Annotated in this window: 17 protein-coding genes; 8 read left to right on the forward strand and 9 right to left on the reverse strand. The window is 73.3% G+C overall.

The window, feature by feature from the left end; all coding sequences use genetic code 11:
• Positions 1 to 34 precede the first annotated feature (34 nt).
• The 3 genes from LO763_RS00930 (at position 35) to LO763_RS00940 (ending at position 2,866) form a co-directional block, all read left to right on the forward strand.
• Positions 35 to 685: a GOLPH3/VPS74 family protein gene (locus LO763_RS00930; protein WP_230599960.1), complete on the forward strand. Its 651-nt coding sequence runs from the start codon at positions 35 to 37 to the stop codon at positions 683 to 685.
• A gap of 190 nt (positions 686 to 875) precedes the next feature.
• Complete coding sequence (locus tag LO763_RS00935) at positions 876 to 1,463, forward strand: ArsR/SmtB family transcription factor (protein ID WP_230599961.1); 588 nt, start codon at positions 876 to 878, stop codon at positions 1,461 to 1,463.
• Between the two features lie 110 nt (positions 1,464 to 1,573).
• Positions 1,574 to 2,866 carry an MFS transporter gene (locus LO763_RS00940; RefSeq protein ID WP_230599962.1) on the forward strand — a complete coding sequence of 431 codons (1,293 nt, stop codon included), beginning with the start codon at positions 1,574 to 1,576 and terminating at the stop codon, positions 2,864 to 2,866.
• Between the two features lie 366 nt (positions 2,867 to 3,232).
• On the opposite strand, the gene LO763_RS00945 is transcribed toward LO763_RS00940, so the two are convergent.
• The 5 genes from LO763_RS00945 to LO763_RS00965 all read right to left on the reverse strand — a co-directional run bounded on the left by LO763_RS00945 (position 3,233) and on the right by LO763_RS00965 (position 6,979).
• On the reverse strand, positions 3,233 to 4,345 hold the full coding sequence (locus tag LO763_RS00945; protein ID WP_230599963.1) for an ABC transporter ATP-binding protein: 1,113 nt from the start codon (positions 4,343 to 4,345) through the stop codon (positions 3,233 to 3,235).
• Positions 4,342 to 5,160 carry an ABC transporter permease gene (locus LO763_RS00950; protein ID WP_439650249.1) on the reverse strand — a complete coding sequence of 273 codons (819 nt, stop codon included), beginning with the start codon at positions 5,158 to 5,160 and terminating at the stop codon, positions 4,342 to 4,344. The genes LO763_RS00945 and LO763_RS00950 overlap by 4 nt, the downstream gene beginning before the upstream one ends.
• A 3-nt stretch (positions 5,161 to 5,163) precedes the next feature.
• A complete protein-coding gene (modA, locus tag LO763_RS00955; RefSeq protein WP_230599965.1) occupies positions 5,164 to 5,916 on the reverse strand; it encodes a molybdate ABC transporter substrate-binding protein in 753 nt (250 codons plus the stop codon).
• A 27-nt stretch (positions 5,917 to 5,943) separates the two neighbouring features.
• Positions 5,944 to 6,333 (reverse strand): TOBE domain-containing protein, encoded by a 390-nt coding sequence (locus LO763_RS00960; RefSeq protein WP_230599966.1) that lies wholly within the window; start codon positions 6,331 to 6,333, stop codon positions 5,944 to 5,946.
• A gap of 304 nt (positions 6,334 to 6,637) precedes the next feature.
• On the reverse strand, positions 6,638 to 6,979 hold the full coding sequence (locus LO763_RS00965) for a metallopeptidase family protein (protein ID WP_255671568.1): 342 nt from the start codon (positions 6,977 to 6,979) through the stop codon (positions 6,638 to 6,640).
• 66 nt (positions 6,980 to 7,045) lie between these two features.
• Between LO763_RS00965 and serS the strand changes: the two genes are divergently transcribed.
• The gene (serS, locus tag LO763_RS00970) at positions 7,046 to 8,308 is read left to right on the forward strand and encodes a serine--tRNA ligase (protein ID WP_230599968.1); all 1,263 of its coding nucleotides are present in this window, start codon (positions 7,046 to 7,048) and stop codon (positions 8,306 to 8,308) included.
• A 167-nt stretch (positions 8,309 to 8,475) separates the two neighbouring features.
• On the opposite strand, the gene LO763_RS00975 is transcribed toward serS, so the two are convergent.
• On the reverse strand, positions 8,476 to 8,841 hold the full coding sequence (locus LO763_RS00975) for a DUF488 domain-containing protein (protein ID WP_230599969.1): 366 nt from the start codon (positions 8,839 to 8,841) through the stop codon (positions 8,476 to 8,478).
• A gap of 129 nt (positions 8,842 to 8,970) precedes the next feature.
• On the opposite strand from LO763_RS00975, the gene LO763_RS00980 reads away from it, so the two are divergent.
• Positions 8,971 to 9,819, forward strand: coding sequence for an HAD family hydrolase (locus LO763_RS00980; RefSeq protein WP_230599970.1), 849 nt, complete (start codon positions 8,971 to 8,973; stop codon positions 9,817 to 9,819).
• Positions 9,820 to 9,880: 61 nt separating this feature from the next.
• Positions 9,881 to 10,708, forward strand: a complete 828-nt coding sequence (locus LO763_RS00985; protein ID WP_230599971.1) for an HAD family hydrolase — start codon at positions 9,881 to 9,883, stop codon at positions 10,706 to 10,708.
• A gap of 59 nt (positions 10,709 to 10,767) precedes the next feature.
• On the opposite strand, the gene LO763_RS00990 is transcribed toward LO763_RS00985, so the two are convergent.
• Entirely contained in the window at positions 10,768 to 12,411 is a 1,644-nt protein-coding gene (locus tag LO763_RS00990) for an ABC-F family ATP-binding cassette domain-containing protein (RefSeq protein WP_230599972.1), read from the reverse strand.
• 85 nt (positions 12,412 to 12,496) lie between these two features.
• Between LO763_RS00990 and LO763_RS00995 the strand changes: the two genes are divergently transcribed.
• A complete protein-coding gene (locus LO763_RS00995; protein ID WP_230599973.1) occupies positions 12,497 to 12,652 on the forward strand; it encodes a hypothetical protein in 156 nt (51 codons plus the stop codon).
• A 37-nt stretch (positions 12,653 to 12,689) separates the two neighbouring features.
• Here LO763_RS00995 and LO763_RS01000 read toward each other — a convergent pair whose 3' ends face one another.
• Positions 12,690 to 13,340: an NAD(P)H oxidoreductase gene (locus LO763_RS01000; RefSeq protein ID WP_230599974.1), complete on the reverse strand. Its 651-nt coding sequence runs from the start codon at positions 13,338 to 13,340 to the stop codon at positions 12,690 to 12,692.
• A gap of 106 nt (positions 13,341 to 13,446) precedes the next feature.
• Here LO763_RS01000 and LO763_RS01005 point away from each other — a divergent pair, with 106 nt between their 5' ends.
• Entirely contained in the window at positions 13,447 to 14,382 is a 936-nt protein-coding gene (locus tag LO763_RS01005; protein ID WP_230599975.1) for an AraC family transcriptional regulator, read from the forward strand.
• Positions 14,383 to 14,461: 79 nt separating this feature from the next.
• Here LO763_RS01005 and LO763_RS01010 read toward each other — a convergent pair whose 3' ends face one another.
• Complete coding sequence (locus LO763_RS01010) at positions 14,462 to 15,388, reverse strand: SAM-dependent methyltransferase (protein WP_230599976.1); 927 nt, start codon at positions 15,386 to 15,388, stop codon at positions 14,462 to 14,464.
• Positions 15,389 to 15,507: the final 119 nt, after the last annotated feature.

Below are 15,507 nucleotides of genomic sequence, written 5' to 3' on the forward strand. Positions count from 1 at the left end.
ACCGCCGGGTGCGGGCGCGGCCTACCCTGGGGGCATGGCCACGCTTGTCGACGAAATCGTCCTCCTCGCCTACGACGACACGACCGGGCGCAGCCGCGCCGGGTACCTGGAGTTCGGCATGGCCGGCGCGATCGTGCTCGAACTGGCGCTGGCCGGGCGCGTCGACGTGGCCGACGGGAGGGTCCGCGTCACCGACCCGGCACCGGTGGGCGACCGGCTGCTGGACGAGTCCCTCGCCGGGTTCGCGGCCGACCGGCCGCGCCGGCCGAAGGCGGCGGTCCAGCGCCTCGCGAAGGGCTTGAAGCCGCGCGTCCTGGCCGATCTCACCGCGCGCGGCCTGCTGCGCGAGGAGCGCGAGAAGGCGCTCGGGCTCTTCCCGTACCGCCGCCACCTGCCGCGAAGCCCCGCCGTCGAGGCCGACGCGCGCCTGCGGTTGGGCTCCGCGGTCGACCTGGGCCGTGCGGGGGACGAGCGGACCGCGGCGCTCGCGTCGCTGGTGTTCGCGCTGAACATGGAGCGGATCGTGTTCCCCGAGCGCAAGAAGGGGCCGACGCGGAAGGCGCTCAAGGCGATCAGCGAGGGCTCGTGGGCGAGTGAAGCGACACTGGCGGCGGTGAAGGCCGCGCAGGCGGCGGTCGTGGCCGCGATCTCGGCCAGTACAGCGGCGAGCGCGTCGGGGAGCTGATTTTCCGGCGGCCCGGCGGCCGGGCGGGGCGGCGTGGTTAGCTTGACCCATGTCTGAAACATCTGCTTCGTATTCTGACGCGGCATTCCCCGAGCCTCCGCGCGTCCCCGAGGCGCCGGAGCCCCCCGTGCCGCCGGTCCCTCCGGCCGCGCCGCCGGCGCCGTCCGGGGAGCCGCGGCGGAAGCTGGACATGACGCACACCAAGATCACCGACCCGGAGCGGATGAAGGCCCTCGCCCACCCGGCCCGGATGGCGGTGTTCGACTACCTCGCCAAGCGCCGGGCCGAGGGCTTCGACGGCGCGACGGCGACGGAGATCTCCGAGGTGGCGGGCATGACGCCGAGCGCGATGAGCTACCACCTGCGGACCCTCGCCAAGGCCGGGTTCATCGAGGAGGCGCCGAGCCGGGGCGACGCGCGAGAGCGGCTGTGGCGCCTGATCCTCAACAACTTCTCGATCCAGGCCGAGGACGGCGCGCCGGAGAGCCACCGGGTCATCGAGCGGACGATGGGCGAGGCCTTCCGGAGGCAGCAGGAGGAGAACATCTCGCGGTGGATGGAGCAGTACCCGCACGTGTCGCCGGAGCTGCGCAAATCGTCGATGATGCAGCAGGCGAACCTGCGGTTGACGCTGGAGGAGGCCGAGGCGTTCGCCAGCCGGTTCCGGGAGCTGGCGCAGGAGTACATCGACCTGTCGGTGGAACGTTTCGACAGCGGCACCGCCTCGGACGACGCGGAGGTGTTCAGCATGGTCTTCCGCTTCTTCCCCCGCCTCTGACCTCGGCGCGGGCGCGCCGCTTCGAGCGCGTCCCGGGCTCGTGAAAGAAAATCTTCAGAAAATCTGAAAAAGCTCTTTCGCATCTAAGCGTGAAAGAGTATCTTCGAAATATGTCTTTCACATCCTTCGCCGACGGGACCCGCTGGTCCGACGTCCACGCCGCCGCCGTCTGCGCGTTCCTCGCCGGAACCGCCATGTACACGGCCGACTTCGCCCTCACCCTCCGCCTCCAGAGCGAGGGCCACGGCGGCTTCGCCGTGGCCGCGCTCATCATCTGCGCGACCCTCCCCCTGGTCCTGCTCGCCCCGCTCACCGGACGCATGGCCGACCGCTTCGACAGCCGCACTCTCATGGTCGCCTCGGGCCTGCTCCAGACCGCAGCGATCGTCGCCATGGCCTTCACCGACAACCTGTACGCGCTCTTCGCGCTGGTCGTCCTCAACGCCTGCGGCACCGCGATCAACCAGCCGGTCGTGAGCGCGCTCGTCCCCGTCATAGCCAAACGGGAGGACCTGCCCCGCGCGATCGCGATGCTCCAGACGGGCACGCTCGTCGGCCTGGCGGCCGGGCCTGCCGCCGCCGGATTCCTCATCAGCGCACACGGCCTGGGAGCCGCGCTCGGCGTCGCGGCGGCCTGCGCGGCGGCGCGGGTGCTGCTGTGCTGCGACATCCGCACCCGCCGCGGCGGCGTGCGCCGCGACCTCGCCGCCGGCACCGGCGAGGGCCGCGTCGAGTGGCGCCTGCGCGGCGACAAGCTCCTGGGCGCCATGGTGCTCGGCCTCAGCGCGGTGATCGCGGCGATGTGCGCGGTCAACGTCCTCAACGTCTTCCTGGTCCGCGAGTCCTACGGCGCGAGCGAGAGCCTGTACGGACTCATCGAGGCCTGCTGGATCGTCGGCATGATCCCCGGCGCCTGGATCGCGGCCGCGGCCGTCCGGCGCCTGGACCGGGACGTGCAGCTGGCGTGGATGCTCATGGCCTGCCTCGCCGGGGTCGGCCTGGTCTGCTTCGGGCAGGGACTGCCGCTGTTCACCGTGCTGCTGCTGGTGCCGCTCAACTTCATCGGCGGGATGTTCAACGCCGGGCAGAACTCGGCGCTGGGCATCGCCATCGCCCGCCGGGTGCCCGACGCCTTCCGGGGTCGCGCCAACGCCGCCGCCAACAGCCGGATCAACGCTTCCCAGCTCATCGGGTTCCTGCTCGGCGGGGCCATGTCGACGACGATGGACGTGCGGGTCGCCTTCATGACGGTGGGCCTGGCGTCGATCGCGATCGTGCTGGCCTGCCTGCCGGCCATCCGCCGGGCCGCCCGCGATGACGAGGCCGACAAGGGCGCCGCGATGCCGACGGGCGAACGCGACCTCGTGGCGGCGGCGTTACCGCGGCCGAGGAGGTGGCGCTGACCGGATGCGGAGGAAGGGCGCCGCGGCTTCGGCCGCGGCGCCTTACGGCGGGCAGGGGTCGAGCCGACGGAGGCGGTCCGATGGGCCCCCGGTTCAATAACCCTGACACAGGGGTCCGACACTTCCAGGTCGGATCTCGACGGATGCGTTGCACCGCAGAAGAAATGAAGGATTCTCGCTCGGTCGCTCGGTGGACGCGCTTGGTTTCCGGGCAGGGGTCGAGCCGACGGAAGCGGTCCGATGGGCCCCCGGTTCAAAAACCGTGCCACGGGGGTGCGACAGAACGGTGCCTGCGAGGCGGGACTTCGCCGTCGAGGTGTGCCGAAACACCGTGCGGAGGGTCGAGCGCGCTTCGCTGATCGCCGGTCAGGCCGGGTAGGCGCGGATCTCGGTGGCCTTGACCGCCGCCCAGACCGTCTGGCCCGGTTCGAGCCCCAGATGCGCGGCCGCCGCGGGGGTCACGTCCGCGGCCGTCCGCAGCGGCCCGTCCAACTGGACCCGCAGGTGGTCGCCGTGGCGGTGCACCCCCGAGACCGTCGCCCGCCAGGTGTTCCGCGGACTGCCGTCCGGCTCCTCCCGGAACAGGGCCACCGCGCTGGGCGCGAAGGCCGCGAACGCCTCGCCCTCCAGGGCCTCGCCGGTCGTCAGCGCCGTTTCCGGCCCCAACTGCACCGTCGTCCCCGAGGCCTTGCCGCGGTACAGGTTCAACCCGACCAGGCGGGCGATGTAGTCCGTGCGGGGCCGCGCCGTCACCGCCTCGGCGTCGCCCTCCTGGACCGCGCGCCCCTCCTCGACGACCACGAGCCGGTCGGCGAGCATCAGCGCGTCCACCGGGTCGTGCGTCACCAGCACCGCCGCCCCCTCGTGCACGGCGAGGCGGCGGTGGAGCTCCACCCGCGTGTCCAGCCGGGTCCGCGCGTCCAGCGCCGCGAGCGGCTCGTCGAGCAGCAGCAGCGCCGGATCGGTCGCCAGCGCCCGCGCCAGCGCCACCCGCTGCGCCTGCCCGCCCGACAGCTGCCCGGGACGGCGCCTCCCGTACTCGGCCAGGCCGACCCGGTCGAGCCAGTCGGCGGCGAGCGCCCGCGCCTCGGCCCGGCCCATGCCCCGGCGCCGCGGCCCGAACGCCACGTTGTCGACCGCGTTCAGATGCGGGAACAGCAGGTAGTCCTGGAAGACCACGCCGATCCGGCGGTGCTCGGGCGCCACCCTGCGGGTCCGGCCCGCCCCGCGCCCTCCGGGTCGGTCGAGCGTCTCCCCGTTGAGGACGATGTGCCCGGCGGTGAGCACCTGGAGCCCGGCCAGCGCCCGCAGGGCCGTGGTCTTCCCGGCCCCGTTGGGGCCCAGCAGCGCCACGGTCTCCCCCGGGGCGGCGCGCAGGCGCAGGTCGAGGCGGAAGTCGCCGCGGTCGACCACGAGGTGGGCGTCCAGTCCGGCGGCCGCCGCGCCGGGGCCCGGGCCGGCCGGTCGCGGGCCGCTCATGCGGCCGCCGCCGTCCAGCGGTCGCGCAGGCTCGCCAGCACCGCGACCGACACTGCCAGCAGGAGCAGGCTGAGCACGATCGCGGCCTCCAGGTCCGATTGCAGCGCCAGGTAGACGGCGAGCGGCATCGTCTGGGTGCGGCCGGGGAAGTTCCCCGCGAAGGTGATCGTGGCCCCGAACTCGCCGAGGGCCCGCGCCCAGCACAGGACCGCCCCGGCCAGGACGCCCGGTGCGATCATCGGCAGCGTCACGTGCGTGAACACGGTCCACCGCCCGGCGCCGAGGGTCGCGGCGGCCTCCTCGAAGCGGACGTCGGCGCCGCGGAGCGCCCCCTCGACCGAGACCACCAGGAACGGCATGGACACGAACGTCATCGCCAGGACCACCGCGGTCGTGGTGAAGGGGATCGTGACGTCGAACCGGTCGTACAGCCATGCCCCGACGATCCCGTTGCGGCCGAACACGAGCAGCAGCGCGACGCCGCCGACGACGGGCGGCAGGACGAGCGGCACGGTCACCAGGGCCCGCAGGAGGCCCCGTCCCGGGAAGTCGCCGCGGGCGAGCAGCCAGGCGATGGGGACGCCGAAGAGCAGGGACAGGGCGGTCGCGGCGGTCGCGGTGGCCAGCGAGAGCCGCAGGGCCGCGAGGATGTCGGGTTCGGCGAGCCGCGACGGGATCTCGGTCCAGGGGGCGCGGGCCAGGAGGCCGACGAGCGGCAGGACGAGGAACGCGAGCCCGGCGACGGCGGGGACCAGGAGCGCGGCCGGGATGCGGCGGCGCTGCCGGGGGCGTTTGGCGGACATTGCGTTCCCCATGGCCTACGGCTGCTGGAACCCGGCGGTCTCGAGGACGGCCTGGGCGTCGTCGGCGAGCACGAAGTCGGTGAAGTCGGCGGCGAGGCCGGCGTTCGGGGCGTCCTCGAGGGCCGCGATCGGGTAGGTGTTGACGGCCGCGGCCGACTCGGGGAACTCGACGGCGTCCACCTCGGTGTCGGCGGCGATGGCGTCGGTGCGGTAGACCAGGGCGGCGTCGACCTCGCCGAGGACGAGCTTCTGGAGGGTGGCCTTGACGTCGGCCTCGTAGGTGACCGGGACGAGGTCGAGGCCGGCGGCGTCGACGGCGGCCTGCGCGGCGGCCCCGCAGGGGATCTCCGCGGCGCAGGCGGCGAAGGTGCGGCCGGCCAGGTCGGCGAGCGCGGCCACATCGTCGGGGTTGCCCTCGGGGACGGCGATGACGAGCTGGTTGAGGGCGAACGTCCGCGGGTCGGCGGCGGCGCCCGCCTCGACGGCCTTCTCCATGTTCTCCGCGTCGGCGGCGGCGAAGACGTCGGCGGGGGCGCCTTCGGTGATCTGGGCGGCGAGGTCGGAGGAACCGGCGAAGTTGAACTCGACGCGGACGCCGTCGTGCTCGGCCTCGAAGCGGTCGCCGATCTCGGTGAACGCCTCGGTGAGGGAGGCGGCGGCGAACACGGTGAGGGTGGTGCCATCGCCGCCGGCGGCGCCGGTGCCGCCGCAGGCGGTGAGGGAGGCGAGGGCGAGGACCGCGGCGGCGAGGGTCGGCTTGGCGCGCATGGTGACTCCGATGCTGGAGAGGGCCGGTCAGGCGTGCTCGACGACGACGTTGGTGGACTTGACGACGGCGGTCGCCAGGGAGCCGACTTCGAGGCCGAGTTCGTCGACCGCTTCGCGGCTCATGAGGGAGACGACCCTGAACGGGCCGACCTGGAGATCGACCTGGGCCATGACCCGGTCTTTGACGATGGCGGTGACGATGCCGCGCAGGCGGTTGCGGGCCGAGGAGGACCCGGCCCCGGCATCGGGTGCGGCGGCCCGCTCGCGGGCGAACGCGGCGAGGTCGGCGCCGGTGATCGCGCGGTGGCCGTGCTCGTCGCGCGCGGCGGCCAGGCGGCCGCCGTCGATCCAGCGCCGCAGCGTGTCCGCGGAGACCCCGAGCAGCTCGGCGGCCTCCCCGATCCGAAACGTCGTCACCGACCAATCGTAACCTCGCGAATGCAAGGACGGGAACCGTGAAACCCTGGTATTTACGAGACTGCAATGACCGGGGGCGCGCATACGCGGGCCCCGGAATGTCGGACCCGCATGGCACGGTTTTTGAACCGGGGGCCCACGGGACCGCCTCCGTCGGCTCGGCCCCTGCCCGAAAACAGGTGCGGCCCGCCGACGGGTCCGGATTGTCGGACCCCTGCGGCACGGTGGTCGAACCGGGGCCCGCGCATAAGGACGGCGACCCGCCGAACAGGTCCCGCTCCGCGCTGCCCTCAGCGCGGCGGCCTCAGCCCCAGCCGAGCTCGTGGAGGCGCTCCTCCTCGATGCCGAAGTGGTGGGCGATCTCGTGCACTACGGTCACCGCGACCTCCTCGACCACTTCCTCCGGGCTCGAGCACATGCGCAGGGTCGGCCCCCGGTAGATCGTGATCGTGTCCGGCAGGACCCCCGCGTACTCCCAGCCGCGGTCGGTCAGCGCCGTCCCCTGGTAGAGCCCGAGCAGCTCCTTCTCGGGGCCGTCGGGCTCGTCCTCGACCAGGATCGCCACGTTGTCGAGCATCGCCATCAGCTCGACCGGAACCGCGTCCAGCGCGTCCGCCACCGCCGCTTCGAAGTCCGCCTCGTCCATATCGACCGCCACACGCCCACAATATGCGCTCGAAGACGCACTCGCCCGGCCGGTAATCTGGTGGGCGTGATTGATCTGCGTGCACTGCGAGACGACCCGGACGCCTACCGCGACAGCCAGCGCAAGAGGGGCGCCTCCGCGGACGCCGTCGACTCCCTGCTGTCCGCCGACGCCGAGCACCGCAGTGCCCTCCAGTCCTTCGAGAACCTCCGCGCCGAGCAGAAGAGCCTGGGCAAGAAGATCGCCGGGGCCGGCGCCGAGGAGAAGCGGGCCCTCCTGGACCGCACCAAGGTCCTCTCGGAGGAGGTCAAGACCGCCGAACTGCGCGTCACCGAGACCGCGTCGGCGTTCGACGCCGCCGCGAAGTCGCTGCCGAACCTGGTGGCCGAGGGCGCCCCGGCCGGCGGCGAGGACGACTACGTCGTGCTGCGCGAGGTCGGCGAGAAGCGCGACATCGCCGACCCCCGCGACCACCTGGAGATCGGGACCGCGCTGGGCCTGCTCGACACCGAGCGCGGCGCGAAGACCTCGGGCGCGCGCTTCTACTACCTCACCGGCGACGGCGCGCTGCTGCAGCTGGCCATGCTCAACCTCGCGATCCAGCAGGCCGTGGAGACCGGCTTCATGCCGGTGATCCCGCCGGTGCTGGTGCGCCCCGAGGCCATGGAGGGCACGGGCTTCCTCGGCGAGCACGCCGACGAGATCTACTACCTCGAACGCGACGAGATGTACCTGGTCGGCACCTCGGAGGTGCCGCTGGCGGCCTACCACTCGGGGGAGAACCTGGGCGAGTTGACGCAGCCGCGCCGCTACGCGGGCTGGTCCTCGTGCTTCCGGCGCGAGGCGGGGTCGTACGGGAAGGACACGCGGGGGATCATCCGCGTCCACCAGTTCGACAAGGTCGAGATGTTCTCGTTCTGCCGCCCGGAGGACGCGGCGGCCGAGCACGAGAAGCTCCTGTCCTACGAGGAGCAGATGCTCCAGAAGATGGAGCTGCCCTACCGGGTCATCGACGTGGCCGCGGGCGACCTCGGGACCTCGGCCTCGCGCAAGTTCGACTGCGAGGCGTGGGTGCCGACCCAGGGCCGGTACCGGGAGCTGACCTCGACCTCGAACTGCACCACCTTCCAGGCCCGGCGCCTGAACGTGAAGTACCGCGACGAGCAGGGCCGGAACGCGGTGGCCGCGACCCTGAACGGGACCCTCGCCACCACGCGCTGGCTGGTGGCGATCCTGGAGAACCACCAGCGGCCCGACGGCTCGGTGGCGGTCCCGAAGGCGCTCCAGCCCTTCCTCGGCAAGGACGTCATCGAACCGAAGCAGGCGTAGCGCCGCCGCGAAGGCCGCGAAACGCGAAGCGGCCCCGGTTGGAGAACCGGGGCCGCTTCGCGTTCGGCGGGCAGGGGCCGAGGCGACGGGGGCGGTCCTGCGGGCCCCCGGTTCAAAGACCATGCCACACGGGTCCGACAAGGACGGGGCCGTCGCGGCGGGCTCCGCTAGGCGGCCTGCTGCTCCTCGAGCCAGGCCTTCAGGACCAGGGCGTGGTTGACCTCGGGGTCCTTGGCGGCGTACAGGAGGGTGACCGGGCCGTTCCCGGCCGCCTCGAGGAGCCGCCGGGCCCGCTCGGGGTGGCCGTCGAGTTCGCCGCGGTAGCGGTCGGTGAACTCGCCGAAGCGGTCGGGCATGTGGCCGAACCAGATGCGCAGGTTCGGGGAGGGCGCCGCGTCCTGCGCCCACACGACCCCGTCCAGGTCCTCCTCGGCGACGCCCCGCGGCCACAGCCGGTCGACCAGGAACACCGCCCCGGCCCGGTCGGGGTCCCGGCGGTAGTCGTAGACGCGTTCGATCATGATCTCGCCCATAGACGAACCGTATGCCCGGAGCCGCCCCGATGGGTGGGTTTGGTGTGATTGCGGTTCGTCATGAGACGGTGACGTGAGTTCAGCCGCTCGGTTCCCCGCCGTTCACCCGGGCGGGGCTACGGTTGGGGGGTGCCAGACAACGCCCCGCCCGCCCTCAGGAAGACGCCCCCCAAGCTCGTCGCCATCGACCTCGACGGCACCGTCGTGGACTACCACGACCGGCAGCTCACCCGGCCCAGCGCCGCAGTGGTCAAGGCGATCCGGGCCGTGCGCGACGCGGGCGTCCCGGTCGCCGTCGTCACCGGCCGCGCCATCTGGGGCGCCGTGAGCACCGCCGACGACCTCGGCCTCGCCGACGGGTTCGTCTCCGCCTCCCACGGCGCCGGCGAGTACGACCTGGCCCTGCGCGCCATCTCCCACCAGGCCGTCTTCGACGCCCGCGTCGCCGTCGACGCCTTCCGCGCCGCCGACCCGAAAGTGGAGTTCGCGGTCGAGTGGGACCTCGACGGCTGGTGGCACACCAGCGGCTTCCGGCGCGACTTCCCCGCCCAGTGGGCCGGCGAGGTCACCCTCGAGGCGCTCTCGGCGCGCCCCGCCCCGCGCCTGGTCGCCCGCGTCGACTCCGACAACCGCTACGGGAGCGCCGACCGCTGCCCGCACGCGATGCGCCTGGCCGCCGGCGCCGCACTGGCCGAGGCCGACTACCACGTCGAGGTCGGCTACAACGGCTGGGTCGACGTCGGCCCGCCCGGGGTCAGCAAGGCCACCGGCATCGCCCGCATCGCCGAGTACTACGGCGTATCATCGGCCGACACCGTCGTCTTCGGCGACGCCCACAACGACCTCACCATGTTCGCGTGGGCCGGGCACGCGGTCGCGATGGGGCAGGCGGCGCCCGAGGTGCGGGCCGCCGCCGACGAGGTGGCCCCCTCGGTGTGGGAGGACGGTGTGGCTAAGGTGCTGTCACGCTGGTTCTAGTCCCGAAGCGAGGCAACCGGTTCGCGGCGGCGGATCGCGGCGCGACAACCAAGGAGGACGCATGATCCAACTGGCCCGGGTCCCCCGGCTGGTCGCCACTGACCTCGACGGCACCGTCGTGCGCACCGACGAGACCGTCTCCCCGCGCACCATGGCCGCGCTCAAGCGCCTGGCCGCCGCGGGCGTCATGCTCGTGGGCGCGACCGGCCGCGGGCCGCGGCTGCTCGACATGTGCCGCAACGACGTGCCCTCCGCGGACTTCCTGGTCCTGGCGCAGGGCGCGTTCGTGTACGAGTGCCGCTACGACGACACCGTCGTCCAGCTCGCCGACCGCTCCGTGGACGGCGCCGTGCTCCACGAGGCGCTGCGCCTGGTGGAGGCCGAGGTCGGGCCGCTGCGCGCCATCGCCGAGCCGGCCGACCCCGAGCGCAACCTCACCGGGGACCCCATGCCCGACTGGCCCTGGCCCGCCGTGGTCCTGGAGACCGCGCCCCGCGAGGAGGCCTTCACCGGGCCGATGGTCAAGGGCTACTTCGTGTCCGATGCGCACACCGGGCCCGAGCTGCTGGTCGCCGCGCAGGACGTGGTCGATCCGAGCCTGGTCACCGTCACCGAGTCGGGCGTGGGCATGCTCGAGGTCTGCCCGGTCGGGGTCACCAAGGCCGCCGGGATCCAGGTCGTGCTCGACAAGTTCGGCATCGAGTGGGAGGACGTGCTCGTGTTCGGGGACGCCACCAACGACCTGTCGATGATCAAGGCCGCCGGGCACTCGGTCGCGATGCCCAACGGGCACCCGTGGGTGCAGGCCGCCGCCGACGAGATCGCCCCGGCCGGCAACAACGACGACGGGGTCGCCCAGTACGTCGAGGCGCTGCTCGAGCTCCTCTAGGGCGTCGCGGCGGGGCAGGCCCGCTCACCGCCGGCGCCGGGCCGCGCTCCGCGGGGTCTTCAGCGGACGTCCCAGACCGGTTCGTCCGCCTCCACGACCTCGCCGTCGTTGCGGAAGACCACGAAGCGGTCGAAGCCGCGGGTGAACCAGCGGTCGTGCGTCACCGCGATCACCGTGCCCTCGAACGCCTTCAGGCCCTGCTCCAGGGCCTCGGCGCTGGCCAGGTCGAGGTTGTCGGTCGGCTCGTCCAGCAGCAGGCAGGTCGCGCCCGACAGCTCCAGCATGAGCACCATGAACCGGGCCTGCTGGCCGCCCGACAGCGTCTTGAAGTCCTGTTCGGACTGGCCGGTGAGCTCGTAGCGGTTCAGGGCGCTCATGGCCCGGGAGCGGTCCAGCGACGGCCGGTCCCGGTCGCCGTCCCACAGGATCTCGCGCAGGGTCCGCCCGTCGTACTCGGGGTGCTCGTGGGTCTGCGAGAAGTGGCCGGGCCTGACGCGCGCGCCGAGCCGGGCGGTGCCCTCGTGCCGCACCGCGTCCAGGCCCGCGTCGCCGAGGCCCGCCTCGGGGTCGGTGCCGCCGCGGGCGAGCAGGCGCAGGAAGTGGCTCTTGCCGGTCCCGTTGGCGCCCAGGACGGCCACGCGGTCGCCGTACCAGACCTCCAGGTCGAACGGGAAGGTCAGGTCCTCCAGTTCGAGCCGCTCGCAGATCACGGCGCGCCTGCCGGTGCGCCCGCCCTCGAGCCGGACGCGGATGTCCTGCTCCCGCGGCGGCGAGGGCGGCGGCCCGGCCTCCTCGAACCTCCGCAGCCGCGTCTGGGCGGCCCGGTACCGGGAGGCCATGTCCGAGTTGAACGCGGCCTTGTTCTTGTACATGAGCATCAGCTCGCGCAGCTTGTGGTGCTCCTCGTCCCAGCGGCGGCGCAGCTCCTCGAAGCGCTCGTGGCGGGCCGCGCGGGCGTCGTGCCAGGTCGCGAACCCGCCGCCGTGCGTCCAGGCGGTCCCGGCCTCGAGCGTCACGATCCGGTCGGCGGCGCTGGCGAGCACCTCGCGGTCGTGCGAGACGAACAGGATCGACTTGTCCGAGTCCCGGATCGCCTGCTCCAGTTCGCGTTTGGCGGGGACGTCGAGGAAGTTGTCGGGCTCGTCGAGCACGAGCACCTCGTCGCGGCCCTGGAGGAGCAGTTGGAGCGCGAACCGCTTCTGCTCGCCGCCCGACAGCGTCCTGAGGGGACGGTCCTTCGCCGCTTCCCACGGCAGGCCGAGGATCCGCACCGACACGGTGTCGCACAGGACGTCGAACTCGTAGCCGCCGAGCTCGCCCCAGTCGGCCAGGGCCTGGGCGTAGTCGAGCTGGGTGCCGGTCGAGTCGTCCTCGCCCATGAGCCGCTCGGCGGCCGCGAAGCGCTCGCCGGCGATCCGCAGCTGGGGCGGGGCCAGCGACAGCGCCAGGTCCCGCAGGGGCCGCAGGCCCTCCCGCATCCCCACGAGCTGGCGCATGACGCCTAGGCCGCCGGCGTGCGCGACGGTGCCCGCCTCGGGCGAGAGGGCCCCGGTGACGATGTTGAGCAGCGTGGTCTTGCCCGTGCCGTTGGCGCCGATGAGCGCGACCTTGGCGCCTTCGCCGACGCGGAAGGACACGTCGTCGAACAGCGTCCTCCCGTCGCCGAGGACGTAGCGCACGCCGGAGAGGTCCACGAATCCCATGCCCTGATTGTCGGCAGCGCGCCGCGCCCGCGTCAAAGCCATTTGCGCCTTGGCCGTGCTGGGGGCCACTGTTTACGCTGGACACATGAACCACACCCCTGACCCGGACGGATCGGAGCGGCCCCGCAAGGGCTTCTGGAGGCGCCTCTCGCCGCGAGGCTGGGCCGAGCTGGCCATCTACGTGTTCTTCGGCCTCATCGCCCTGCTGGCGGCGGTCGGCTGGCTCCTGGCGCGCCTGTGACCCCGCCGGAGCGGCGCCGGACGGCCCCCCGCGGCCGTCACTCCAGGCCGAGGAACGCGGCCACGTGGGCGGCGGCCAGGCGGTCCATCGCCGCGTAGTGCGCTTCGCGGGCCGCGCCGGTGAGGGCCTCGCCCTTGGTGAAGTTCCCGTGCTCGTCGACGTGCTGCGGTTCGCCCTCGACGTCGTAGAGGACCTTCACGGCCGCCTCGCCGATCCCGTTGTAGTGGGAGATCCCCTCGCGCAGCACGCGGTCGAGGGTCTCGTCCATCCAGGCGGTGAAGTCGTCGTCCGGCGAGGCCCCGGCCAGGCCCAGCCACAGCATCCGCTTGCCCGCGAGGCGCGGGCGGCTGCGGCCGTAGCCGAAGCCGTAGTTCCACACCCGGTCGACCCATCCCTTCAGGAGCGCCGGGGGGCTGTTCCAGTAGACGGGGAAGACCGGGACGATCACGTCCGCGGCCAGGACGCGCTCCATGTGCGCCCGGACCTCCGGCGAGTAGGCCTTGTCGCGGTCGTTCCAGTCGGGCTGGTCGGCGGTGGTCATGCGCGGGTCGAAGCCCTCGGCCCGCAGGTCGAGCAGGTCGATCTCGTACCCGGCCTCCTTGAGTCGCGCGGCGACCACGTCGCCGATGTGGACGGTGAGGGAGTCGGGGCGGTGGTGCGAGACGACGACGAGCGCGGTGGGCGCCATGGGATCCTCCTCGGTTGCGGTGCGTTGCCACCAGTACAGCCGCGAAAACGTGGACGAACGATGTCCGTGGCACTCGACTCTATGCGCGATCGTCTACGATGGGCGTGTGGACCCCCTCAGTGAACTCCTCAACGGCATCCGCGCCGAGGGCGCGCTCCTGGGCGACGCGATCCTCAGGGCCCCCTGGGTGGTCCGCTTCGACGACCGGGCCCCGCTCACGATGGTCACCGCCACCCGCGGCGGCGGCGTCCTCCTGCTCCCCGGCGGCCGCGAAGTCCCCGTCCGGGCCGGGCAGACCGCGGTGGTCCGCTCCAGCGAGCCGTTCCGCATGGCCGACGAGGCCGCCTCCGTGGAGCGCCCGCACCTCGACTACTGGCTCACCTGCTTCGACCCCGAGACCTGCGTCGAAGGCGAGTCGTCCGCCCCCGGCGGCGACGGCGCGCCGACCTCCCTGTTCGTGGGCGCCTACCGGGCCCCGGGGCGGCGCCACGAGCGGCTCCTGCGCGCCCTCCCGCCCGTCCTGGTCGTCGACGACGACGCCGACCTCTGCGTCATGCTCGACGCCAGCGCCCGCGACATCGCCGAGCGCAAACCCGGCACGCAGGCCTACATCGACCGGCTCTTCGACTGGGGCCTGGTGTGCACGCTGCGCACCTGGTTCGACCGGCAGGGCGGGCGCGCCCCCGCCTGGTACCGCGGCTTCGCCGACCCGGTCGCCGGGCCCGCCCTGGAGGCCATCCACACCCGGCCCGCGAACCCCTGGACCGTCGCGGGCCTCGCGAGCGAGGCCGGGGTCTCCCGGGCGCTGCTCGCCAAGCGCTTCAACGAGATCATGGGCGAGCCGCCGCTGACGTACCTCACCGAGTGGCGCATGGCGCTCGCCGAGGAGCTGCTCGCCGACCCCGACCGCACCGTGGCCCAGGTGGCCCGCACCGTCGGCTACGCCGACCAGTTCGGCTTCAGCAACGCCTTCAAACGCCGGAAGGGCCTGAGCCCCAGCGAGTTCCGCAACGCCCTGCGCCCGGCCGCGGCGGTCGTCTGACCGGTGCGCGGCACGCGTGCCGCCTCTCGCGGCGCGGGGTGCCGCGGGCGGGCGCGTCGCGCCGTCGGAGCGCTCCCGTTCAGCGGTCGGTGCGCATCCACCAGTGGGCGCCCAGGCCCTCCGGGTCCATGAGCCTGGCGACGGCGCCGGACCGCGCCAGCGCCACCGCGTACGCGGTCGGGTCCTCGTAGGCCAGCGCCATCGGCGGGTGCGCGGCGCTCGCGCCCAGCGCCAGCAGGGACGCCCGCTGGGTCGCCACATGGTCGGCGCCGACGGCGTCCACCGCGACGTGCGCGGTGATGTCGCAGGAGCCGTCCGGCACCGGATCGGTCCTGCGGCCGTCCTTGAACGCGCTGATCGTCCCGCCTCCCGGCCGGTCCCCGCGCCGGTGGCCGTAGTCGACCGCCAGGACCGTGCCGCGCGCCAGCCGCCCGGCCAGGTCCCGCCATGCCGCGTCCCGCGGGCGGCCGATCTCCGCCCGCTCCCCGGGGCGGCGGATCGGCCACCACTCGGCCAGCCACTTCGCGTCCTCGTCGGCCACGGCCCCGCCCGGGCGCGTCCGGCCCTCGCGGTCGACCTCCTCGTAGCGCACGCGCCCGGACCCGTCCACGACCGCCGCCTCGCACGGCACGTTGTCGAGCAGCTCGCAGGCGATGAGCAGGCCCTCGACGGACTCGGGCGGGTCCTCGCGCCACTCGACCCGCTCGGGCAGGCCCCGCGGCCGGGGCCGCAGCTCGACCGCGACCAGCCGCACGCGTTCGTCGAGCAGCCCCGCCAGGTGCGCGAGGAGGTCGCCGCCGCCCGCGCCCACGTCGACCACCGCGAACGACTCGGGGCGGCCGAGGCGCCCGTCCACCTCCTCGGCCAGCCGCGCGATCGACTCGGCGAACGCCGGGGTCTGCGCACTGGTCGCGAAGTGGTGGCTCGGCACCTCGCGGCGGTAGAACCCGCCCGGCCCGTACAGGGCCCGCTCCATCGCCGTCCGCCACGGCTCGAACCCGGTCATGCGACCGACCCTAGACGGTGAGTGAGAATCACCACTCGGAGCCTCCCGGGCTGGCCCGCGCGAGCGGACGACGCACAATTGACCCGTAAGCAACGACCGGTACCTCCAGAAGGACTGGA

The sequence above is a fragment of the Glycomyces amatae genome (assembly GCF_020991375.1).
Taxonomy (GTDB): domain Bacteria; phylum Actinomycetota; class Actinomycetes; order Mycobacteriales; family Micromonosporaceae; genus Glycomyces; species Glycomyces amatae.